This is a genomic window from Mycobacterium sp. AT1 (genome assembly GCF_002043095.1).
Lineage (GTDB): Bacteria > Actinomycetota > Actinomycetes > Mycobacteriales > Mycobacteriaceae > Mycobacterium.
The window spans coordinates 112,776-134,490 of sequence record NZ_MVOC01000028.1; the positions used below are offsets into that span (position 1 = coordinate 112,776).

A 21,715-nucleotide genomic window follows, 5' to 3' on the forward strand; every position below is an offset into this window, starting at 1 on the left:
CTCAGATGTACATCGCGGGGTCGATGTAATACGTCGGGTCGACGCCCTCTTCGCGCTGCTTCTCCGTCCGCACGCGCACGACGGCGGGGATGCCGGTGGCGATGGAGCCCGCGGGCACGTCGCGCGTCACGACGGCGTTGGCCCCGATCGCGCTGTCGTCGCCGACGGTCAGCGGGCCGAGGATCTTGGCGCCCGCGCCGATTGTCACCCGATGGCCAATCGTGGGATGGCGCTTGACCTGTTGCATGGTCCGGCCGCCAAGCGTCACACCGTGATAGATCATGACGTCGTCACCGACCTCGGCGGTTTCGCCGATCACCACGCCCATGCCGTGGTCGATGAAGAACCGCCGCCCGATGGTCGCACCGGGATGGATTTCGATGCCGGTGAGGAAGCGAGTCAGCTGCGTCAAGACCCTGGCGGGCCCGCGCAGCGCCTGCTTGTCCCACAGTCGGTGGGCGAGCCGGTAGGACCAGATGGCGTGCAGACCGGAGTAGACGAGGGCGTTCTCGAGGTCCCCGCGTGAGGCGGGGTCGTGCGCCCTCGCGTTGCGAAGGTCCTCGCGCAGCGTCGACAGCAGGGTCACGTGGCGATCAATCCCTGATGTGGTCGAACAGCACGGTGGAGATGTAGCGCTCGCCGAAGTCGCAGACCACCGCGACGATCAGCTTGCCGGCGTTCTCCGGCCGCTTCGCCAGCTCGAGTGCCGCCCAGACGATGGCGCCCGAGGAGATGCCGCCGAGGATGCCCTCCTCGGTGCCGAGTTCGCGCGCGACCCTGACGGAGTCGTCGAGCGTGACGTCGATGATCTCGTCGTAGCTCTCACGGTCGAGGATCTCGGGGATGAAGTTCGCGCCGATGCCCTGGATCTTGTGCGGGCCTGCCTCGCCCTTGGTCAGCAGCGGTGAGTCGATCGGTTCGACGCCGACGATCTGCACGCCGGGCTTGCGGGACTTCAGGACGGGTCCGACGCCGCTGATGGTGCCGCCGGTGCCGATTCCGGCGACGAAGACGTCGACCTTCCCGTCGGTGTCGTCCCACACCTCCTCGGCGGTGGTCGCCCGGTGGATAGCCGGGTTCGCGGGGTTGCCGAATTGGTTTGCCGCCACCGCGTTCTCGGTCTCGGAGATGATCTGCTTGGCCCTCGCCACGGCGCCTGCCATGCCCTCGGACCCCGGGGTGAGGACGATCTCGGCGCCGTAGGCCCGCAGCATCACCCGCCGCTCGGTGGACATGGTCTCCGGCATCGTCAGGATCACCTTGTACCCGCGCGCCGCACCGACCATGGCCAGCGCGATGCCAGTGTTGCCGCTAGTGGCTTCGACGATCGTGCCGCCAGGCTTGAGTTCACCGGACTGCTCGGCGGCGTCGACGATCGCCACGCCGATGCGGTCCTTGACGCTGTTGGCGGGGTTGTAGAACTCCAGTTTGGCCACGACCTGCGCGCCGAGCCCATCAGTCAACCGGTTCAGCCGGACGAGCGGGGTACGCCCGACCAGCTCGCTGACGTTCTCGTAGATCCTGCCCATGGCTGACCCTTCGTCGTGGCCGGTCGGCACCGGCGCCTCGTTCGAGTTTATGCGTGCTCCCCAATACCCGTGGGTGCGGCCACCAGGGCGAGCACTCACCCCCACAGATTGGTCCCAGGCTCGGCGCGTACGTTCGTCGGTTGGCGGGCATTCGGGTGACGTTGCGCGGGTCGTGCCGGCACGGAACCAGAGGAGCTGCAGGCGTTGAGTACACGGATCAGTCGACGATGACCGCGACGTCGACTACCGCGGTCGGATTCCGGTCCGAACGCGGACCGCTTCTCATCTCGGTGATGCTGAGCACCGGCCTGGTGGCCGTCGACTCGACGGTGCTCGCGACGGCGGTGCCGTCCATCGTCGGCGAGCTGGGCGGCTTCCATCAGTTTCCCTGGCTGTTCTCCGCATACCTGCTCGGCCAGGCCGTCACCACGCCGATCTACGCCAAGCTGTCCGACGTCTTCGGCCGCAAACCGGTCATGCTGTTCGGCATCGGACTGTTCCTGATCGGGTCGATCCTGTGCGCCGCGTCATGGAACATGCTGGCCCTCATCGTGTTTCGAGCAGTTCAAGGCCTGGGTGCCGGTGCGGTGCAGCCGACCGCGATCACCATCGTCGGCGACGTCTACACCGTGGCCGAGCGCGCCAGGGTGCAGGGCTACCTCGCCAGCGTGTGGGCGGTGTCCTCGGTCGTCGGCCCCATGCTCGGCGGGGCGTTCTCGCAGTTGGGGATCTGGCGCGGCGTGTTTCTGATCAACATCCCCCTATGCCTGGTGGCGGCCTGGATGTTCAACCGGCACTTCCACGAGACGGTCACGCGGCGGCACCGGGCGGTCGACTCCCTTGGTGCGCTACTGCTGGCGTCGGCGATGACGGCGTTGGTCCTCGGCGTGCTCGGCGGTGGCCAGAGTTGGGCGTGGAATTCGGCGCCGAGCATCGGCGCGTTCACGGCCGGTGTCGTGTTGTTGGTGGCGTTCGTGTTGGTGGAGCGTCGGGCGCCCGAGCCCATCATGCCGCTGTGGGTGTTCTCCCGCCGCCTGCTGTGTGCGACGACGATCGTGGCGTTCGGCGTCGGCGCCATCCTGATGGGTTTGACGTCGTATGTGCCCACCTTCTTGGAGGGGTCCCTTGGGGTCGAACCCATCGTCGCAGGCCTTGCGCTGGCCGCGCTGACGGTGGGCTGGCCGGCGACGGCAAGCATCGCCGGAAAGTTCTACCTGCGTTGGGGATTCAAGAGGACCTCGGTTGGCGGCGCAGCGTTGGTGATCGTCGGCGCCGCGGCCTTGGTGGCGACGGTGCACGCCCCGAACGTCGCCCTGACGGCGATCGCGTGCTTCGTCATCGGCGGTGGCATGGGGCTGCTGGCGGTGCCCACGTTGATCGCCGCCCAGTCCAGCGTCGAGTGGAACGAACGCGGCGTCGTGACGGGAAACAACATGTTCGCCCGCTCGTTGGGCAGCGCCATCGGGGTAGCCGTCTTCGGCGCGATCGCCAACTCGATCTTCGGCGCAGGCGACATTCACGCCATCGGGCCGGCCGCCATCCAAGCCGGCTCCGCTGCGGTATTCGTCGGGGTTCTGGTGGTCGCGGCCGTCACCGCAGTCGCCGTTGTCGCGATGCCACGCACACCGGTAAGTCCCGCGGCGGGGTGATCGGGCGTCGGGAAAGCCGTTGCCGTCACCGGACGAGCACTTCGAGCTCGGCGCGATAGCGGGCCCTGTCCTGCTCGGACAGTGGCGGCGCGAATTCGACGACGATCGTCTCGAGCTGGAAGAGATCACGGGCCGCCGCGAAGTTCTGCGCGCGCGCCGTGGTGCCGAAGGACTTCACGCGCACGGTGTCGGTCACCACCGATTGTTCACACCCACTGGCAGGGCATTCTTGGGCGGTGGTGTCCACGGCGTTGGGAGCCTGGAATCCGGCAGCCACCAACGCATTGACGACGCCGCGGGCGCTCAGAGCGCCGAGCTCGCCGCCACGGGTGGCCGTCGCTGCCATGGCCGAGGGACGGGCCTCGGCCGACGACGCCGAAGGTGGGTACCCCGGCAGAGTGCTCGAACAGCCGCTGAGCAGGCACGCCGTCAGTGCGCCGACGGCGAGTGCCCGGGTAGTCAAGGAGTCAGACAAGGAAGCCGTCACTTCCCGACTGGACGGCGGGTTCGCCACCCGCGCGCGTGAACGCAGTGAGTGCACGGACCAGACCATGTCGTTCCTCTGCGGGCATCTTGGCGACTGTTTCGGCGAGTACTCGACGCCGCTCGTCGGTGACTGCGGCGACCACCTGGCTGCCCCGATCAGTGAGGTTCACCACCAGTTCGCGCCGAGATTGCGGATTCGGGCGTCGGTCGATCAGGCCGGCCCCGACGAGCCGCTCGACCATCCTCCCGGTGGTCGACGGTTGCACGTCGAGGAGGCCGGCCAGGGTGGCCAGGTTGACGGGCCCGCGGGTCGCCAGGAGCACCAGCGTTCTGAACTGCGCGATCGTCAGCGTCTCGTCGTTCTCGGCGATGGAGCGCGCCGAGATGGCGACCAGTAGACGCGATGCGGTCAGGAGAGCGTCGGTGATCGCATCCACCGAATCCTGAGCGTCGGTGGCACCTCGTGGCGGCATGTGGTTCCTCCGTCCGAATCCGACCTCGCTAGAGGGTATGAGCAACTGTTGCATACTGCAATGGTGAACATGGACGCGGCGCCACCGGCCGATCTCGCCGCCGTACTGGCGGCCTGGTTGGCGTCGCCGGTGGCCGACCTGCTGATCGCCCTTGGCGTGGCGGCCTATGTGGCCTTGCTCGTCGGGCTGCGCAGACGCGGCCAGCGGTGGGCGCCCTTGCGTACGTCGTCGGCCGCGGGCGCCGCCGTGCTCCTCGTCTTGGTGGTCAACGGTCCGTTGGCCGTCTATTCGCACCACCTCTTCTGGGTGCACATGATCGTGCATCTGGTGCTCATCACCGTGGTGCCGGCCCTGCTCGTGTGGGCCCAGCCGATTCGTTTGATTCACGACGCCGGTGGCCCTCTCGTCGGCGCACGCGTCGACCGGATTCGACGCGGGCGAACGTTTCGATGGCTGATCTCGCCCCGTCTCACGGTGCCGCTCTATGCCGCGGTTCTGGTGCTCACCCATCTCACCGGCTTTCAGGAGGCGATGAGCCAACACGAGTGGATCCACGACGGTGAACTGGTCCTCTACTTCGTGGCCGGATACCTCCTGTTGCTCCCCCTGGTCGGCGACGAACTCACCTCCGATCCGCCGCTGGCCCATCTGCTCAGATTCGTCGTGCTCGCCATCTGCATGTTCCCCGACACCTTGGTCGGGATCATGCTGATGATGACCAGCACGCCCCTGGCACCGGCATACGCGGCGTCGCGGGATTGGGGGCCTTCCGCCCTGGTCGACCAGGCGACCGCCGGAGCGATCATGTGGTTCGGCGGTGACGGTTTGATGATGGTGCTCATGGTCGTCGTCGGCGGCCGGTGGGTTGCCAAGGGCGACCGGGCAGGTGCCAGCCTGGGGCCGTGGTTGGACGGCGTGCGCAGGGGTGCGACGCTCGGCGCCGACTCGACGTCGGACGGCTCGGTCGACATGGACGACGACGAGGCGGCGCTCGCGGCCTACAACGCCCGCCTTGCCGCGCTGCACGACGCCGCGCGCCGCGGCGGAGGGCGGTAACGGAGGGCTCGAGGCTCGACGAGCCACTGCACTTCGGGGCAGCCCCACTGCGATACCGTGAGTGGCAACCGCGCACTGCCCACACGGCGGGTCGCGGTCATGGGCCCGGCCGGAAGGACGCAAAGCCATGACGCTCATGGCTGGGCTCGTGATCGCCGACCGCTTCAAGCTGAAGCGATTGATCGGATTCGGCGGCACTGGCCAGGTCTGGGAGACGTCGGACCTGCAGACGAAGGAATTCGTCGCCCTCAAGATCCTGCGGGAGGAAGTCTCCGAAGACGTCGTCATTCAAGCGCGTTTCCGTCGGGAAGCCGACACGATTGCAGCGCTCGAGCACCCCGGCATCGCTCGCTTCGTCGATTACGGCCACATCCCCTCCCCGCTTGGCGGGCGAACCATCACCTACCTGGCGACCGAATTCATCCGTGGCGAATCCCTCAGCGCCATGATCCACCGGTCCGAGCGACTTTCGCCGGGGCGGACGCTGAGCGTGCTGGAAGGTACCGCCCGCGCCCTAGGGCACGCCCACTCAGCTGGAGTGGTTCATCGCGACGTCAAACCGAGCAACATCCTGGTCACCAAGGACGGCGCCGCGAAGCTCACTGACTTTGGCATCGTTCGAGTGCTAGGCGAGGCGACCCTGACCCACATCGGAACCGTAATGGGAACGGCGCGGTACATGTCGCCGGAGCAAATTCGTGGCGACGGCGCCACTGCGGCCAGCGACGTCTACTCCCTCGCGGTCGTCGGGTACGAGATGATCACCGGCACAGCACCATTCGCGGGCCAGGATCCGCTTTCCGTTGCAATGAGCCACATACAGGATGAGCCCACCCCGTTGCCCGACTTTGCCGGCGAACCACTCAAGGCGCTCATTGCACGGGGTCTTCGGAAGGACCCCCTGCAACGACCGCCGAATGGGACGGAGTTCGCCGAGGAGATCGCCGCCGCGCGTTGGCCCGCTCAACCGCCGCCCCGTTCGACCGGCGGACGCACATCGGCGGCAAAGCGAGCACTCGGGCGCCTGAAAGGGTTGCGCCGCAATTGATTGGAGAGCCCTGAGGTATACAAAGACGCCGCAAGATTGCCGACTACAGAGGACGGTGACGACATCTGCTCAACGAGCCCCACATTCGCATCAGCGTGGGACGGCGCCGCGACGTTCCCGCCAAACGCCAGGATGACTGAGCCGTGAGTCCACTATTTGCTTCCGCGCGCGACACGGTCCGCAGCCAGTTGTGGCCACTGCCCGTCGCGGGCATCGTCCTCGCCATAGTGGCCGCCGTGGCGTTGCCCCACCTGGACGCGCGCGTCGACGATCAGCTGCCCGCGTGGCTGTCCGCCCTTCTGTTCGGAGGCGATGCCGGCGCGGCGCGAACCCTGCTGGACGCCATCTCGAGTTCGCTCATCACCGTGACGTCGCTGACGTTCTCACTGACCGTCGTCACCCTTCAGTTGGCCAGCAGCCAGTTCTCGCCGCGGTTGCTGCGCACGTTCACCAGCGACGTCTTCGTCCAGGCCACCCTCGCGGTGTTCCTGTCGACGTTCACCTACTCGCTGACGGTCTTGCGCTCAATCCGCAGCACCGACACCGGAGTTGGCCTCGTACCGCGGATATCGGTCACGATCGCATTCCTGCTTGGCCTCGTCAGCGTGTTGTGCCTGGTTCTGTTCCTGGCCCATCTCGCCCGCCAGATTCGGGTGGAAACGATGCTGCGCGAGGTTCACGACGACGCCAACGCGACGCTGCGCAGCGCCACCGTGCCCCTGGCCGACGCCAAACCGCAACCGCCGCTGCCCACGCCTCCCCCGAACGGGTCGGCTCTTCTCGCACCCTCGTCGGGATTTCTGACCGGCATCAAGAATCGGGAACTGATCTCGGTCGCAACGGAAGTCGACGCCTGCCTGATCATTGACTGCCACCCAGGCGCTTCCCTAGTGGAAGGCGTTCCGATCGGTGTCGCCTGGCGGGCCGACGGCGATCTCGGCGCCGATGCCGTCGATCGACTACAGGCCGCCATCCGCAGTTCCATCGGAATCGGCTACGAGCGTACCGGCGCCCAAGACGTCGGGTACGGGCTGCGCCAGCTCACCGACGTCGCCAACAAGGCACTCTCACCGGGCATCAACGATCCCACGACGGCGGTCCATGCCTTGGGCCATGTCTCGGCCATCCTGTGCCAACTCGCCGGACGCGACCTCCGACCGGTCGTGCTGCGCGACCGCGACGACGTGGCTCGGGTCTTCCTTCGCCGCTCCGGCTTCGACGAGATGGTCGACGCCGCGATCAGCCAGCCGCGGCGCTACGGCTCCTCGGACCCACAGGTGATGGCACGTCTGTTCAGCCTGCTCGCCGAGCTCAGCTGGCATCTCGACGACCACGCCGTGGTCCGTGACCAGCTCGAGCGGACCCGAAACACCGTCCGGGGAGCCGACTTCGACGAGACCGAGCGGTATCAACTGGAGATCGCCGCGACTCGCGTCGAGGAAGCAATCGCCCTCCGCGGGACGAGGGACGCACCATGACCGCCGTGCCGCGGGGCCGACGAGCCCCTCAAGGCGCTCGTCGCTCGCGGTCGACGCTCAGTGCGGAGGTCTGCCACCGAGGGTGCGGGTGATCTGTTCGGCGTAGCCGACGAGCAGGTCTATCCACTCCTCGCATCGCTGCTGTGGCATGCGGAGGGTGGGACCGCTGATGGTCACTGCGCCGAGAAGGTCTCCCGCGGAATCGAATACGGGCGCGGAGAGACCGGATGCCGAGTCGTCGCGCTCGCCCGTGGTGATGGCGTAACCGTCGGACTTCGTGTGGGCGATCAGCGCGCGCAGCTCGTCGGCGCTGGTGACCGTTCGATCCGCCAGCTGCTCGAGAGGCGCGTTCAAGACTTGGTCGGCCAAGACTGGGTTCCAAGCCAGGAGCACCCGCGACGCCGAGCCAACGTGCAGCGGTATCACCTTGCCTACGTACATCTCTCGACGCAGCGCATGCTGGGTCTCGGCGACGGCGATGCAGACGCGGAAGTTCTGCTCGACGGTGAAGAAGCACGCGGTTTCGGTGGTCTTGTCCCGAATCTCCTTCAGCACCGGATTGACGACGGCCAAGACGTCGACGTCCTTGCGGGCAGTGGCCGCCCAATAGGACATCCGGATGCCGATGCGGATGTGATCGCCGACGCGGTCGAGCATGCCCTGGGACACCATGTTGCTCACCAACCGCTGCACGGTCGAGGTGGGCAGCCCGGTCGCCTGTTGGATCTCCCCTAGCGTCATCGCCGGACGCGTCAACGTGAACGCATTCAAGATCTCGGTGATCTTGTTCAAGACCAGCAGCGTTTGTTGCTTCCCCGAGGCGTCGGCCTCGCCGTTTCCCATGACGTCGAATCTACCGTCGCCGCGGCGCGCCGCGGACTCTCAGTGCCAGGCCGCGGGATTGACGCAGTGCGGAGGAAGTCGTCCCGCTGCCATGGCCACGGCGTTGGCGGCGCACAGGTCGGCCATGCGATTTCTCACCTGCACCGTCGCGCTGCCGAGATGGGGCAGCAGGACGACGTTGGGTAGCTCGGTCAGACCGGGGGTCAGAAGCGGTTCGTTCTCGTACACGTCGAGTCCCGCCGCGGCGATGGTCCCCTCGCGTAGGGCCGAGACGAGGGACACTTCGTCGACGATCGGGCCGCGCGCGGTGTTGACCAGCGTGGCGGTCGGTTTCATCGCCGACAGCACGTCGCCGTCGACGAGGTGACGGGTGGTGTCGGCCAGCGGTACGTGCACGGAGAGGAAGTCACTGGTCTCGACGAGTTCGGGCCAGCTTACTTGCCGCGCCGGAAACGGCAGTGCCGCAACTTCGGCGTCGTTCACCACCCGGCCCGCTGGTGGGTGAGAACAGAACGTGACGTCCATGCCGAAGGCCGCAGCGCGTGCCGCGGTTGCCCTGGCGATTCGACCGAACCCGACGAGGCCCAGCGTGGCACCCGAAACATCCTGCCCTAGAAGCAGTTCTGGACGCCACCCGGTCCATTGCCCCGAACGGACCAACTGATCTGCCTCGACCGCCCGGCGCGCAGTGGCGAGGATGAGCAACATCGCGAGGTCGGCGGTGGCGTCGGTCAGGACGCCGGGGGTGTTGCCCACCACGATGCCAGTGGCGGTGGCCGCGGCCACGTCGACGTTGTCGTATCCGACCGCGTAGTTCGAGATGCCGGTCACCTTGGCGTCGGTCAGCAGCGCAGCATCGAAGAGATCACCCAGTTGGGCGACGACGACGTCGAATTCTCCTGAACTGCAGAGCTTCCGGAGCTCGTGCGGCGTCGGCTGCTTGGTAGGGACGTGGACCCGGCCGGCGGCGCGTAACGCCGCCATTCCGACCTCGGGTATCGGGTACGTGACGAGGAACGCAGGGCTAAGCGCCATCGCACTGCCCTACCTTCTCGGGGTCTCCGATGACCCAGGGAAAGGCCGTCGCCGACGAGCGGGCACCTTGGACGGTCTTGGATCGGTTCGACTCACCGATGTCGGCGAGGATGCGCTCGGAGAGCTCCACGATCCCGGCCAGCGTCCTCGGGGTGATCCAGTCGGGACGCAGCGCGAAGAGCAGATCTTCGGTTGCGGTGTTGCCGCTGGCGCCGGGGGCGAACGGGCAACCGCCGAGGCCTCCGAGGGATCCGTCGACCATGGTGGCTCCGGCGTCGACCGCCGCGAGGGTGTTCGCAACGCCCAGCCCCCAGGTGTCATGTCCGTGAAACACCAAGCGCTGCTGCGGTTGCGCGGCCCGCAGCGCCGACACCAGATCCGTGACCTGGGTCGGGATGGCCTGTCCGATGGTGTCGCAAACCACGATGTGCTCGGCACCGTCGGTGCGCGGGTCCGCGGCGATCGCCAGGACCCGCTGCGGATCGGTGATCCCTTCGAAGGGGCAGGTGAAGGCGGTGGCGATGCACAGTTGGATGGAACCTCCCACCTCGTGGGCGATCCGTATCGCGTCGGGCATTGCCGCGACGCTGGTTTCGGTGTCGCGACCGATGTTTGCCTTGTTGTGGGAATCCGACGCCGACAAGCAGTATTGGAAACGCCGCGCTCCGGCGGCGGCCGCCTTCTCCACGTGGCGAGGGGTCGCGACCCAGACCCAGCACTTGTCGAGCTCCTCGGGTGTGAGCGCGGCGACGACGTCGAGGGTGTCGGCCAGCGGTGGAACGAGATTGCCTCTGGCCATGGAACCAATCTCCAGGCTGGGCATCCCGAGTGCGAGCAGTTCGCGAATGACGTCGACCTTGAGTTGGGTCGGCATCATCTTGGAGGTCAGCTGCAGACCGTCGCGCAGCGTGACGTCGCGCACCTCCGCACGAGGTGTGTAGGGGCGAGGCTCGGTGGCGGTCACGAGAGTGCTCCGATTTCGTCGTCGGTGAGGTGCAACAGGTTGGACAGCACATCGTGGGTATGCGCCCCGAGGTCCGGTCCGACGCTGCGGATCGGAAGGGACTTGCCGCCGATGACCGGAACGATCCCGGTGAACCCGACGCTCTTCGGCTCCTCGTCGCCGGTGTCGACGTCAAAGTGCTGAATCATGTTGCGCGCCTCGTATTGTGCGTCGTCGCAGATGTCGGCGGCGGTGTAGATCGGACCGGACGGGACGCCGGCTTCGTCGAGGATCTTGAGGGCCTCGTCGCGGCTGAGCTGGCTCGACCACTGCCCGATCGCGACGTCGAGTTCGTCGCGGCGCAACCAGCGTCCGGCGTTCGTCTGCAGATCGGGGTCGACGGCGAGGTCGGGTCGCCCTATGGTCGTCATGTAGCGCTGGTAGATGGCGTCACCGTTGCCTGCGACGATGATGCTGGTGCCGTCGTTGCATGGATAGGCATTGCTGGGGGCGATGCCTTCCATCCGCCCCCCGACGCGTTCGCGGGTGACACCGTAGGCGAGGTAGTCCGGGACGAGCGATTCCATGACCGCCAGGATTGACTCGTTGAGCGCGACGTCGACGATGCGCTGGTCGAGCGGGACGGTGGTGCGTTCCCGTTGAAACAGCGCCATGACGGTGCCGAACGCGGCGTAGATGCCGGCGATCGAATCGCCGATGGACACCCCCGTGCGTACCGGCGGGCGGTCGGGATCGCCGACCAGTTCCCGCAGACCGCCGAATGCCTCTGCGACGGCGGCGAATCCGGGGCGCTGCGACATCGGGCCGGTCTGGCCGAACGCCGAGATCCGGGTGATTATCAGGTTCGGGTTGGCGTCGTCGAGCACCGCCGGGCCGAGGCCCCACTTTTCGAGGGTGCCAGGCCGGAAGTTCTCCAGCACGACGTCGCAGTGCCGGACCAGGTCGAGCACGATGTCACGGCCCCGTTCGGTCTTGAGGTCGAGCACGATGGATTTCTTGTTGCGGTTGATCGTGCGGTAGAGCATCGAGGTGTCGCCGGAGTACAACCGCCAGTTGCGGAGTTCGTCGCCGGTGACGGGCCGCTCCACCTTGATGACCTCGGCGCCGAAGTCGGCGAGCATGCGTCCCGCGGTGGGTGCGGCGATGTAGTTGCCGAGTTCTAGCACCCGGACGCCGTCAAGGGGGCGAACATCGTTGTGAGTCATGGACTTTCCTAGTCGGTATCGCGTGTCAGAACAGCAGGCTGGCGGGCAGGATGAGCAGGATCGCGACAACCGAGGCGACGGACACTCCGACGGTGACGGTCTTGAGCGCGCCACGGGTGGACTGGCCAAGCAGCGATTGCAAGAGCCAGAAGGTGTTGCTGGTGACGTGGACGGCGAACAGGGATCCTGCACCGGCGGCGAGCGCGACCAGCACCGGGTCCAAGCCGAGCAGCGGCACCACTGGCGCCAAGATACCCGCAGAGGTGATGGCAGAGATGGTGACCGACCCGACCGCGACGTGCAGCGCGGCAGCGATCACCCACACCACGAGCAGCGGGGCGGCGGTGTTGGCGGTGAAGTAGTCCCCGAGGATGTCGCCCAACCCGGCGGCCTTGATGGTCGCGGCCAGTGAACCGCCCACCCCCGTCAGGATGAGGATCTGCCCGCTTTCCTTGAACCCGGTGGCGAACGCCTTCTGGATCTGTTCTGCCCCTAGGGCGTAGCGCCCGACGAAGCTGGTGCCGATGAGGCCGATCAGTAGGGCGATCACCGGGGAGGACAGGAAGCCGATGATCGGGTTGTGGACGTCGACGGCGTCGAGGATGGCGCCGGTGGCGATCAGCAGCAGCGCGGTCAGCATGGGGGCGAACAACAACAGCAGCGAGGTGTGGGCGCGGGTCGGCGCCGGCGACTTGACCGCCACGCTGCCGGTGCCGGTCGTCGAAGCGGCCGTGCCCTCGGTGCCGGTGGTGTCACCGACGTCGTCCCGGGGTGGCGCGGCGTCGTCGGGTTCGTCGCCGAGGAAGGGTGATTCGTCGCGGTCGGCGTCCCACCAGCCGTGGTTGAACAGGAATGACATGATGGCCACCGAGATCATGACGGTGGGAATGATCAGGCAGAAGCCGAACAGGAGCATCTTGCCCAGCGGCACGTCGAGCAGACCGGCCAGAGCCAGGGAGGCCACGCCGGGCACCATCATGACGATGCCGCACTCCAGGGAGATGGCCATGGCCGTCGCGATGCGGGGCAATCCGTTCTTGCCGATCCGCTTGGCCAGGTTGCGGGCCAATGGGGCGCTCATCACCAGCAGCACGTCGAGGAAGATCGACTGCAAGGCAGTCGCGATGGTCAGCGACAACGCATACGGCATGCGCTTCGGGCCGAAGATGCGCAACAGCAGTTCGACGAGCCGTTGGAACGCGCCGGTCTGCTGCAGGATCGCGCCCATCAGCACACCGAAGGCGATGAGCAGGCCGACGTCGGCCATGATCTCGCCGAAGCCGCCGGTAATGGCCTTGATGGTCTCCTCGACCCCCAGACCGACGGCCAATCCCAGGTAGGCCGACCCGACGACCAGCGAGACGACGGGGTTCAGTTTGAACCGGACGATCATCACCACCACGGCGAGGATCGCGACCGCGGTGTTGACCACGACTGCGGTATCGGACATGGATGCACTCCGTTCCAAGGCTTACTTCTCTGAATGACTCGATGGCCGGTGGGTCACATCACAGAAGGAGAGCGGTGTGAGCTACGGCTCACTCATATTATGAGCACTAACCCACAATATAGGCAATAGCCGGACTGGAAATCAGCCGACGAGTGCGACGACGCCGACGATGACGGGCACCGACACCACCGTGCTCAGAAGGGTGGCGTCGCGCGCGAGGCCTTCGCCGCGGCGATACACCGCGGCATAGGTGTTGATGTTCTGTGCCGCAGGCAGGGCGGCGAGCACGGTGACGAGCATGACCTGATGCTCGTCGACGTGGAAACAGAAGCGCGCCAACACGTAAGCCAGCACCGGCATGACCACGTTCTTGCAGAGCACGGAGAGGACGACGTCGACCCGCGGCGGTCGTGGTGGGCGGTCCGCGGGTGCGGCCAGCGTGATCCCGAACGCGAGCAGCACGGTCGGAATCGTCAGTGCCGCCATCAGTTCCAACGGATCGTGCAGCAGCGGCGGCAGGTCGACCCCGGTGACGGCCAAGGCGATGCCGATCACGCTTGCGGCGATGATCGGGGTGGTGATCAACGCCTTCAACCGAGAGCCGACCGAACGCGGCTCCGCGGACTCGGAGTCGAGGATCGCCAGGATCAACGGGACCAGGACGACGTACTGGAGCAGGATGATCGACGACACCTCGGTGGTGCTGCCGAACACGTACGTGCTCAGTGGCAGGCCGAGGTTTCCGGCGTTCACCACCGAGGCCGCCGACGCGCCGATGGCGGACTCCCCTCGCGGCCGACGCAAGATCCGGCTGGCGATCGCGAAGCACGCCCCGAAGACGGCCAACGCCGTGATCGCAGAGATCAGCAGGGCCGGGGAGAAGATCTTCGCCGGGGCGGTGTCGGCGAGGGTGATCAACATCAACGCCGGAACGCCGACGTGAAACGCCGTGCGGTTGAGCACCATTCGGGCGTTGTCACCCAGTACCCCGGTGCGGCCGACGATCCCGCCCACCCCGACCACCACGGCGATCAGCGCGAACGCCTGCAGTACCGCCAGCACCAGTGTCCTCTCGTGGGTCGTCGCGCCCGCCGTCGCACTAGTGATGTGTCGGGTGGCGCAGGACCGAGACTACGAGAGGTCGGCGCGCCCCTCGGGTACGGGGAGCGGCGCGAGGGTCGGCCCGACGAGGAGGTGGGTCTGACGTCGACGGGATACACGTCGTTTCCCGTCTCGGTCGGCACCCTGGATCTGGTCGGCATGTTCGCCAACGCGCTGCTCGGCGGCGCCGTGGCACACCTCGACGACCACGCCGAGGTCCGTCACCAGCTTGGGCGGACCTCAAACACAGGACGGGGAAAGGACTTCGACGAGACCGAGCGGCATCACCTGGAGATCGCCGCGAACCGCGTCGACGAGGGACGCACCATGACCGCTGTAGCGCCGACGACGCAACGGGTGCAATCCGTCACTGCACCTGGGTTGGGCACGCCTCGATTGGCACGGGCATCGTGATGTCACCGGCCAGTTGGAAGTGAAATGTCACGTCGGTAGACATGGCTGGTCGCAAGTCCGGATCGAGCGTGGCCAATTGGATGGCCGGAAGGCTGCCGGGCTGAGCGCTGGGCTCACCGATGCCGATCGTCGACTTGGGCGGGACGTCCACGGCGGTCATCACGTGCCCCAGCGTCGTCGCGCTCGTCGACAACCCAAGGAAGCGTTCGGTGGCATCGGGGCGACTGTTGGTGACTGTGAGCCGAAGCTCGCCGCCGGTGTTCAACTGAATCGCACACCTGCCGTCGAGAAATGACGGGACGATGGCGGCGTTCTCCACCGTCGTGCCCGTCGTGTGGGAACCCGAACCGCGGTTGGATGAGTCCAGCACCGGGTCTTCCCCGCAGCCGGCCGCCAGCATGGCGACCGCGGCGATGCAGCCGATGTCCGCGCGACTTCTCGAATACGACTGTGTCGGCATCACGCCACCTTTCGGTTGGGGTCACGCCGTAGCCATTGCGTCCGATGGTGACGAGGCCGAGGCGACGATCCGCATCTCCAGTGCGCTCAAACGTACCCATCTAACGACGCATAGCGCAACTATTGCATACTGCTAGCATGAGCTCCGTCAGCTACTCTGCGGCGCCACGCCCCCGCTCCCTTCGAAGCTGGTTGCGCGGAAGCCCCTCTGCCCTTGTCCCGCTCGCCGTCGCCGTCGGCGCACTGACCGGGCTTGGTGCCGTCGGGTTCCGCTGGCTCATAACGACTTTCACGAAGATGTTCACCGGATACGACGACTACTCGGGACTCGGCCGGGTACCGAGCGCGCACTGGCCGTGGCTGGGAGTCTGGTTCCTGTTGCTCGCACCCGTGGTCGCCGGCGCCGTGTACGGGCCCATCGTGCACCGGTTCGCGCCAGAGGCTCGCGGTCACGGAGTTCCCGAGGTGATGTACGCCGTCTCCCACCGCGGTGGGCGAATCGCGCCGCAGGTGACGGTAGTGAAGGCGCTGGCCTCGGCACTGTGCATCGGCGGCGGGGGGTCCGTGGGACGGGAAGGCCCGATCGTCCAGATCGGATCTGCCGCCGGATCCACCATCGCCCAGCTCCTGCGCCTGGACACCAATCGCGTGCGACTGCTGGTCGCTTGCGGGGCCGCAGCCGGCATCTCGGCGACGTTCAACGCGCCGTTGGCCGGGGCGTTCTTCGCCATGGAACTCATCCTGCGCGACTTCGCCGCCGAATCCTTCGGCGCCGTGGTGCTGTCCAGCGTCACCGCCGACGTCGTCGGCCGGGCCCTGCTCGGCGACCACCCGTTCCTGTCGTTGCCGAGCTTCGCCGTCAGAAACCCGGCCGAATACCTGCTCTACGGCGCACTCGGCATCGGGGTGGGAATCGTCGGCGTGGCGTTCTCCAAGATCCTCTACCTGATCGAGGACGCATGCGACTGGCTGTGGCGCGGACCCGAGTGGGCGCGGCCAGCGGTCGGCGGCCTCGTGCTCGGCGCGCTGCTGCTCGCCCTGCCCCAGATGTACGGCGTCGGGTATCCCGTCCTCGAGAATGCCGTGGAGGGAAAGTACGTCATCGGCTTTCTGCTGTTGCTCATGGTCGGCAAGATGGTCGCCACGAGTTTGACGATCGGCATCGGCGGATCCGGTGGCGTCTTCGCGCCCACCCTCTTCATCGGCGCCATGGCCGGCACGGCATTTGGCACCGTCGTGAACGGTGCCTTTCCCGGCGTCACGGAGTCGGCGGGCGCCTACGGGCTGATTGGCATGGGCGCCGCCCTCGGCGGCGCCACCGGAGCCCCCATCACCGCGGTGGTCATCCTGTTCGAACTGACCGGCGAGTACTCCATCATCCTCCCGCTGATGGCGGCAGTCGTGATGGCGGCCGGGACGGGGCACCTGCTCTCCAAGCAGACCATCTACACGGCCAAACTCTGGCGGCGCGGCGTCCGTCTCGAAACATCCACCCCGCCAATGTCCTTCACCGCCGCCGATGTCGCGCAACCGCCGCCCGAACCGATGCCCGCGCACACCCCCCTCGCCACCGCCGCGGCGACGCTGTCGACCAGCTCTCTGGGCATCGTCCCCGTCACCGGCGACCATCACGAATACCTGGGCTGCGTCACCGCTCGGGACGTAGCTCAAGCGCTTGAGGACCCCAACCCTCCCGGCACCGTCGCCGACCTCGTGCAACGCCCCACCGCCCTCGGCATGGACAGCTCACCGCGAGAAATACTGTCCGCACTGCGCGGATATGGCGGCACCGGGTTGCCGATACTCGACGCCGACGGTACCGAGGTCACAGGCTGGATCACCTACGAAACGGTTTTGGCCGCAATGCATCCCGACATCGTCCACCGCGGCGGGTAGCCGACTCCGCACATTCGTCACACGCGTTCCGCGGACCCGGAGGCGGCCGCCTTCGGGTGGGCGGCGGCCATCTCGAGAAGCCGCAGATAGCCGGGCAACGTCCACGCCGCCCGGCCGACGAACAGACCGCTGACGTAATCGATGCCGAGCAGGTCGACGGCGTTGTCGAGGTTCACCGAACCGCCGTACAGCAATCCCCCTGTCGCGCCGCCGTATTGGCGCCCCAGGTCGGCGAATGGCTGCCGCAGTTCCTCGACCGTGGCGGGGCGGCCCTGCTCGCCGATGGCCCAGATGGGTTCGTAGGCGATGAGGACGCGTGCCATCTGCGCTGCCGTGAGTCCGTCGAGTGCGCCGGCCGCCTGCTCGAGGATGAACCGCGAGGATTCGCCGGCCCGCTTCACCTCGACACTCTCCCCGATGCACAGCAGGGGAACGAGCCCGTGCTCGAGGGCGGCCGCCACCTTGAGGCGGGTCGTCGCCACGGTCTCGCCGAAATGCTCGCGGCGCTCCGAGTGGCCGATCTCGACGAGTTGCGCACCGGCGTCCTTGATCTGGGCGACCGACACCTCGCCGGTCCAGGCCCCGCCGTCCTCCCAGTGCGCGTTCTGCGCGCCGAGCAGCACGGGTGAGTTGGCCCCCAGCTCGTCACGGGCCGCCGCGATCGCGGTGAACGAGGGAATGACGAAGGGCTGCACTCCAAAGAGGCCGGCCCTCGCGACGTGCTCGGACACACCACGGACGTACTGACGTGCCTCGGCCAGACCCTTGTTCATCTTCCAGCTGGTCCCGACCCACAGTGGGCCACCACCAATCTGCGCCGCGTCAGTCACTTTCATACGCGCAAATGGCGTCGACCTTGGCCGGGGAAGACGACTGCGGATCGAACTGCACCGCAAGCCATTCCCATTCCCTTGACCTTGTTCGCGGCGATGGCGACGCCAGCCACGATTCTCAATGTCATGCTTGGCTCCTCCGTGGGGTCGTCATCGAGTCAGATGCTCGCCGAGGGCGGCCATCAACAGCGAAAACGACAGTGCGCCAGGGTCCGGGGTACCGACGCTCTTCTCACCGAGCACCCGCGCGCGGCCCAACTTCGCCGTGATGTCCGCCGTTTTGTCGGCCGCCTCGCGGGCGACCCGGGCCGCCTCGGTGATGGCGGGGCCCGCGTCCCCGTCGAAGGCTTCCGCCAGGGCGTCACGGAACGGAACCGCAGCGTCGACCATCGTCTTGTCACCCGGCTTGGCGCCACCGAGACGGATGACGGCGTCGATCCCCTCGCTGACCGCGTCGACGACGTTCTGATCACTGGCGCCTTCGGTGTCGGAGAAGACACCACCGGCGCTTGTCAACGCCGCGCCCCACAGGGCGCCCGAGGTGCCCCCAGCCGAGTCGGCCCACCCCTGCCCGGCCAACAACAGTGCAGTCCTGGCGCCGGCATCGTGCTCCACCGCAGCGCGAGCCGCCCGCGCCGCGCCGCGGGAGCCGAACGCCATCCCCTGGCCGTGGTCGCCGTCCCCGGCAACCGCGTCGAGGCGGCCGAGTTCGGCCTCGTTCTCGGCGCACACCCGTTGGAACGTCTCCAGCACCGCGACGACGTTGCCGGCACAGGCTCGCGAATCCTCCGTGGACTCCGGAATTTCCACCGCTGCGGCGTCCCAAATGCCATCTCGCGCAGCACGTTCCACCTTCGGCATCGCTCCGCGACGGTAAGCGGGCGTCTCCACCGGTGCCAGCCACAGCCTTTCGAGTTCCTCGTCGAGGAACACCACGGTCAACGACAGGCCGGCCATGTCGAGGCTCGTGACGAACTCACCCACCTCGGGACGCACGGCAGTGAGCCCCAACTCGGCGAGACGTTCCGCGACGCGGCCGTAGACGACGAAGAGTTCGTCGTACTTCACGGTGCCGAGCCCGTTCAAGATCACGGCTACTCGGCCGTCGTATCCGTTCTCGCCCCGAGCAGGCTCCTCGGCAAGGAGTTCGTCGAGGAGCAGGTCGGCCACCTCGGCGGCGCTGCCGATGCGGCTGTCTCGCACGCCCGGCTCGCCGTGGATGCCGAGTCCCACTCCCATTTGGCCCTTTTCGACGTGGAACAGTGGCTCGTCGGCCCCGGGCAGGGTGCACCCGTCGAAGGCCACGCCGAACGATCGGGTGGCGTCGTTCGCCTTCCATGCCACACGCTCCGCCTCGTCGAGGTCGGCGCCCGCTTCGATCGCCGCTCCGGCGATCTTGAAGACGGGAAGGTCGCCGGCGACGCCCCGGCGGTCTCGATGGTTGTCCCGGCTGTTGGAGGCGACGTCGTCGCTGACGTTGACGATGCGGACGTCGACGCCTTCGTGACGCAGCTTCTCGGCAGCCAGCCCGAAGTGCAGAACGTCCCCGGCGTAGTTGCCGAATCCCAAGATGACGCCGCCGCCGTTCTCGGCGTTGCGGACCACGGAGTACACGTCGGAGGCAGACGGTGAGGAGAAGATCTTGCCGCAGGGCGCCCCATGACCCATGCCGGGTCCCACCCACCCGGCGAAGGCCGGGTAATGCCCAGACCCTCCACCGATGACGAGGGCGGGCTGGCCCTGCGGCGTCTGCGTCGATCGAGCGACCCCGCCGGGCACCTGGGTGAGCAGGTCACGGTGGCAGGCGACGAGGCCGCGAACCGCCTCGTCGGAGAAGTCGTCCGGGGAGTTGAGGAGGTACGTCATTGTTCCGTCCCATGGGTGCGCCGGTCGGCCGACGGGAGCTGATCCCGCAAACCAGTTTCGACGATCCTATAGGATCATCACCCCTAGGGGCCAGCAGTTTGGCCGTTCTCGGGCCAGGTGCCCGAGCCTGGAGCCGCCGTCGCGTCGTCGACCCGAGCGCGTTCGGCCAGCGCCCTCTCCTTCACGCCCGTGATGTGCGCGTGCATGATGCGGTACACCTCGGGTCCGTACCCGCGCCGCAACGCGGCCAAGAGCTCACGATGCTCGGCAATCGCACTTTCGGAATCCTGAACCCCGACTCCGACGAAGAGCCGAAAGCGTTGCCCGTGTCCACCCAGCGCGTCGTAGGCCCGCAGCAGCGCACCGTTGTTCGCGTGTTCGGCTATCAGCCGGTGAAACCGTTCGTCCGGACGGTGGTACTTCGTGATCGCCGCGGCATCGGAGCTGTGCGGTGCCCGCTCCTGCTCGGCGATTGCCTCTTCCAGTGCATCAAGCAATTCGGCGTCGACCCTGGCAGAAGCCAATTCCGCGAGTCGGGGCTCGATGAGCAGGCGAGCATCCATGATGTCGCCTATTTCCTTGGAGCTCGGCATCTCCGGCACGCGGTATCCGCGCATGGCCACCCGGATCACGTTGCCAGTCGACTCGAGACGAGCCAGCGCCTCGCGGACCGGCGTTGGCGACACGCCTAGATGCCGCGCGGTCCCGTCGATGCTGATCGGGTCTCCGGAGCGGAGGGTGCCGTCGAGGAGCAATTCCATCAGCCGCTCGTAGACCTGGTCGACCAGCGTGTTGCGCATGGGCAACGCGTCTTCTCGGGCTCCCACGTCAAGCCTCCCCGAACCCTGCGGCGGACGGCCTGTCCTACAGGCGGTCACGTCGTCGCTGCACACACGCACTTCTTGGCGGCAAGAGTGTACCCGGCATTGACACGGCACACCTGTCGGCCTATATCCTATTTTATATTGATGTGATCTAAACCACTACGGAGGTGGAAGTGCACACAGCTCACAGTTGGCCGATCGCGGCCAACATGCTCAGCTTCGGCAACAGAGCCCCCGACGGCGGGCCCATCAAGGACGCGCCGCCCAGCGTGTGGGCCGCACAGCTGCGCCAAGTGCGTGAGCTCGGGTTCGATTACATCGACCCCACCGACGCCTGGGTCCCGCTCGCCGCCTTGTCAGACGATCGAGTGGAGGAGTTCCGCACCGTCCTTGGCGACGAGGGGCTGGCGATCTCGTCCATCTCCATGACCCGCAACTCGGTCGTCGACGTCGAGAACGGTCCGCAGAACCTCGCCGACGCCCATCGCCTCGTCGACCTCGCTCCGTCCTTCGGCGCCACGATCGTCAACACCGGCTTCATGCAGGCGATCACGCCAGCGCAGAGCGAGCAGATTTGGTTCTGGCTGGTCGACGGCCACGTCGACGACCCGGCCCTGCGCGACCTGGCAATCGAGCGCATTCGCGAGTTGGGTGACCACGCCCGTACCAACGGGATCGAGATCAGCCTCGAAATGTACGAGGACACCTTCATCGGCACGCCCGACGAGGCGGTCCGGTTCATCCTCGACGTCGACCACGAGGCGGTGGGGCTCAACCCCGACCTGGGCAACCTGATCCGGCTGCACAGGCCGATACCGCACTTCAGCGAGATGTTCGCGAAAGTCCTCCCCCACTCGAACTTCTGGCACATCAAGAACTACTCCCGCGACTACGACCCGGCGACCGGCGCGTACAGCTCAGCTCCGCTTCCGTTGAAGTACGGATACGTCAACTACCGCCAAATGATCCGTCTGGCACTCGAACTCGGCTACACCGGGCCGTTCTGCTGCGAGCACTACGGCTCCGACTCCTTGGGCGTGTGCGCCGAGAACCGGGAGTACATCCAACAGGTGCTCACCTCCGCTCTCGCCTGACCCCAACCCGAA

At 67.0% G+C, this 21,715-nt stretch carries 21 protein-coding genes; 7 read left to right on the forward strand and 14 right to left on the reverse strand.

From position 1 onward, the window contains the following. Position 1: 1 nt before the first annotated feature. Together epsC and cysK are read right to left on the reverse strand one after the other, a co-directional pair. Entirely contained in the window at positions 2-586 is a 585-nt protein-coding gene (gene epsC / locus B1790_RS14270) for a serine O-acetyltransferase EpsC (RefSeq protein ID WP_079923879.1), read from the reverse strand. A gap of 7 nt (positions 587-593) precedes the next feature. After that, entirely contained in the window at positions 594-1,529 is a 936-nt protein-coding gene (cysK, locus tag B1790_RS14275) for a cysteine synthase A (protein ID WP_079923919.1), read from the reverse strand. A 227-nt stretch (positions 1,530-1,756) separates the two neighbouring features. On the opposite strand from cysK, the gene B1790_RS14280 reads away from it, so the two are divergent. Further along, on the forward strand, positions 1,757-3,178 hold the full coding sequence (locus B1790_RS14280; RefSeq protein WP_079923880.1) for an MFS transporter: 1,422 nt from the start codon (positions 1,757-1,759) through the stop codon (positions 3,176-3,178). A 25-nt stretch (positions 3,179-3,203) separates the two neighbouring features. On the opposite strand, the gene B1790_RS14285 is transcribed toward B1790_RS14280, so the two are convergent. Next, positions 3,204-3,641, reverse strand: a complete 438-nt coding sequence (locus B1790_RS14285) for a hypothetical protein (protein ID WP_142271306.1) — start codon at positions 3,639-3,641, stop codon at positions 3,204-3,206. Positions 3,642-3,645: 4 nt separating this feature from the next. Beyond that, entirely contained in the window at positions 3,646-4,137 is a 492-nt protein-coding gene (locus B1790_RS14290) for a MarR family winged helix-turn-helix transcriptional regulator (RefSeq protein WP_079923882.1), read from the reverse strand. 60 nt (positions 4,138-4,197) lie between these two features. Between B1790_RS14290 and B1790_RS14295 the strand changes: the two genes are divergently transcribed. From B1790_RS14295 to B1790_RS14305, 3 genes are all read left to right on the forward strand, one after another. Then, positions 4,198-5,193, forward strand: a complete 996-nt coding sequence (locus B1790_RS14295) for a cytochrome c oxidase assembly protein (RefSeq protein ID WP_233165117.1) — start codon at positions 4,198-4,200, stop codon at positions 5,191-5,193. A 148-nt stretch (positions 5,194-5,341) separates the two neighbouring features. After that, entirely contained in the window at positions 5,342-6,241 is a 900-nt protein-coding gene (locus B1790_RS14300; RefSeq protein ID WP_158083821.1) for a serine/threonine-protein kinase, read from the forward strand. A 143-nt stretch (positions 6,242-6,384) separates the two neighbouring features. Further along, complete coding sequence (locus B1790_RS14305) at positions 6,385-7,719, forward strand: DUF2254 domain-containing protein (RefSeq protein WP_079923884.1); 1,335 nt, start codon at positions 6,385-6,387, stop codon at positions 7,717-7,719. 57 nt (positions 7,720-7,776) lie between these two features. Here the strand turns inward: B1790_RS14305 and B1790_RS14310 are convergent, their stop codons facing one another. The 6 genes from B1790_RS14310 to B1790_RS14335 form a co-directional block, all read right to left on the reverse strand. Beyond that, positions 7,777-8,562 (reverse strand): IclR family transcriptional regulator, encoded by a 786-nt coding sequence (locus tag B1790_RS14310; RefSeq protein WP_079923885.1) that lies wholly within the window; start codon positions 8,560-8,562, stop codon positions 7,777-7,779. Between the two features lie 39 nt (positions 8,563-8,601). Continuing rightward, on the reverse strand, positions 8,602-9,597 hold the full coding sequence (locus B1790_RS14315; RefSeq protein ID WP_079923886.1) for a D-glycerate dehydrogenase: 996 nt from the start codon (positions 9,595-9,597) through the stop codon (positions 8,602-8,604). Continuing rightward, positions 9,587-10,561, reverse strand: coding sequence for a hydroxymethylglutaryl-CoA lyase (locus B1790_RS14320; protein ID WP_079923887.1), 975 nt, complete (start codon positions 10,559-10,561; stop codon positions 9,587-9,589). Before B1790_RS14320 ends, B1790_RS14315 begins: the two co-directional genes overlap by 11 nt. Then, positions 10,558-11,766 carry a CaiB/BaiF CoA-transferase family protein gene (locus tag B1790_RS14325; protein WP_079923888.1) on the reverse strand — a complete coding sequence of 403 codons (1,209 nt, stop codon included), beginning with the start codon at positions 11,764-11,766 and terminating at the stop codon, positions 10,558-10,560. Before B1790_RS14325 ends, B1790_RS14320 begins: the two co-directional genes overlap by 4 nt. Before the next feature lie 25 nt (positions 11,767-11,791). After that, entirely contained in the window at positions 11,792-13,216 is a 1,425-nt protein-coding gene (locus B1790_RS14330) for a GntP family permease (RefSeq protein WP_079923889.1), read from the reverse strand. A gap of 141 nt (positions 13,217-13,357) precedes the next feature. Next, on the reverse strand, positions 13,358-14,278 hold the full coding sequence (locus B1790_RS14335; RefSeq protein ID WP_079923890.1) for an AEC family transporter: 921 nt from the start codon (positions 14,276-14,278) through the stop codon (positions 13,358-13,360). Positions 14,279-14,323: 45 nt separating this feature from the next. Here B1790_RS14335 and B1790_RS14340 point away from each other — a divergent pair, with 45 nt between their 5' ends. Then, on the forward strand, positions 14,324-14,731 hold the full coding sequence (locus tag B1790_RS14340; protein WP_142271307.1) for a hypothetical protein: 408 nt from the start codon (positions 14,324-14,326) through the stop codon (positions 14,729-14,731). Here the strand turns inward: B1790_RS14340 and B1790_RS14345 are convergent. Next, a complete protein-coding gene (locus tag B1790_RS14345; RefSeq protein ID WP_079923892.1) occupies positions 14,685-15,191 on the reverse strand; it encodes a hypothetical protein in 507 nt (168 codons plus the stop codon). The two genes, B1790_RS14340 and B1790_RS14345, sit on opposite strands and share 47 nt — an antisense overlap. A gap of 137 nt (positions 15,192-15,328) precedes the next feature. Between B1790_RS14345 and B1790_RS14350 the strand changes: the two genes are divergently transcribed. Continuing rightward, positions 15,329-17,086, forward strand: coding sequence for a chloride channel protein (locus tag B1790_RS14350; protein ID WP_079923893.1), 1,758 nt, complete (start codon positions 15,329-15,331; stop codon positions 17,084-17,086). Between the two features lie 17 nt (positions 17,087-17,103). Here the strand turns inward: B1790_RS14350 and B1790_RS14355 are convergent, their stop codons facing one another. The 3 genes from B1790_RS14355 to B1790_RS14365 form a co-directional block, all read right to left on the reverse strand. Continuing rightward, on the reverse strand, positions 17,104-17,922 hold the full coding sequence (locus B1790_RS14355) for a triose-phosphate isomerase (protein ID WP_142271308.1): 819 nt from the start codon (positions 17,920-17,922) through the stop codon (positions 17,104-17,106). Positions 17,923-18,069: 147 nt separating this feature from the next. Beyond that, positions 18,070-19,785, reverse strand: coding sequence for an L-erythrulose 1-kinase (lerK, locus tag B1790_RS14360; protein WP_079923894.1), 1,716 nt, complete (start codon positions 19,783-19,785; stop codon positions 18,070-18,072). An 83-nt stretch (positions 19,786-19,868) separates the two neighbouring features. Continuing rightward, complete coding sequence (locus B1790_RS14365; RefSeq protein ID WP_233165118.1) at positions 19,869-20,612, reverse strand: GntR family transcriptional regulator; 744 nt, start codon at positions 20,610-20,612, stop codon at positions 19,869-19,871. A 170-nt stretch (positions 20,613-20,782) separates the two neighbouring features. Here B1790_RS14365 and B1790_RS14370 point away from each other — a divergent pair, with 170 nt between their 5' ends. Continuing rightward, a complete protein-coding gene (locus B1790_RS14370; RefSeq protein ID WP_079923922.1) occupies positions 20,783-21,703 on the forward strand; it encodes a sugar phosphate isomerase/epimerase in 921 nt (306 codons plus the stop codon). Positions 21,704-21,715: the final 12 nt, after the last annotated feature.

What these genes read in the sequence shown, in the direction of transcription:
- B1790_RS14295 (WP_233165117.1), top strand. Translation starts at nt 4,198, where the DNA reads ATGGTGAACATGGACGCGGCGCCACCGGCCGATCTCGCCGCCGTACTG.
- B1790_RS14350 (WP_079923893.1), top strand. Translation starts at nt 15,329, where the DNA reads ATGAGCTCCGTCAGCTACTCTGCGGCGCCACGCCCCCGCTCCCTTCGA.
- B1790_RS14355 (WP_142271308.1), bottom strand. Translation starts at nt 17,922, where the DNA reads ATGAAAGTGACTGACGCGGCGCAGATTGGTGGTGGCCCACTGTGGGTC.
- B1790_RS14330 (WP_079923889.1), bottom strand. Translation starts at nt 13,216, where the DNA reads ATGTCCGATACCGCAGTCGTGGTCAACACCGCGGTCGCGATCCTCGCC.
- B1790_RS14310 (WP_079923885.1), bottom strand. Translation starts at nt 8,562, where the DNA reads ATGGGAAACGGCGAGGCCGACGCCTCGGGGAAGCAACAAACGCTGCTG.
- B1790_RS14315 (WP_079923886.1), bottom strand. Translation starts at nt 9,597, where the DNA reads ATGGCGCTTAGCCCTGCGTTCCTCGTCACGTACCCGATACCCGAGGTC.
- cysK (WP_079923919.1), bottom strand. Translation starts at nt 1,529, where the DNA reads ATGGGCAGGATCTACGAGAACGTCAGCGAGCTGGTCGGGCGTACCCCG.
- B1790_RS14325 (WP_079923888.1), bottom strand. Translation starts at nt 11,766, where the DNA reads ATGACTCACAACGATGTTCGCCCCCTTGACGGCGTCCGGGTGCTAGAA.
- B1790_RS14280 (WP_079923880.1), top strand. Translation starts at nt 1,757, where the DNA reads ATGACCGCGACGTCGACTACCGCGGTCGGATTCCGGTCCGAACGCGGA.
- lerK (WP_079923894.1), bottom strand. Translation starts at nt 19,785, where the DNA reads ATGACGTACCTCCTCAACTCCCCGGACGACTTCTCCGACGAGGCGGTT.
- B1790_RS14345 (WP_079923892.1), bottom strand. Translation starts at nt 15,191, where the DNA reads ATGCCGACACAGTCGTATTCGAGAAGTCGCGCGGACATCGGCTGCATC.
- B1790_RS14290 (WP_079923882.1), bottom strand. Translation starts at nt 4,137, where the DNA reads ATGCCGCCACGAGGTGCCACCGACGCTCAGGATTCGGTGGATGCGATC.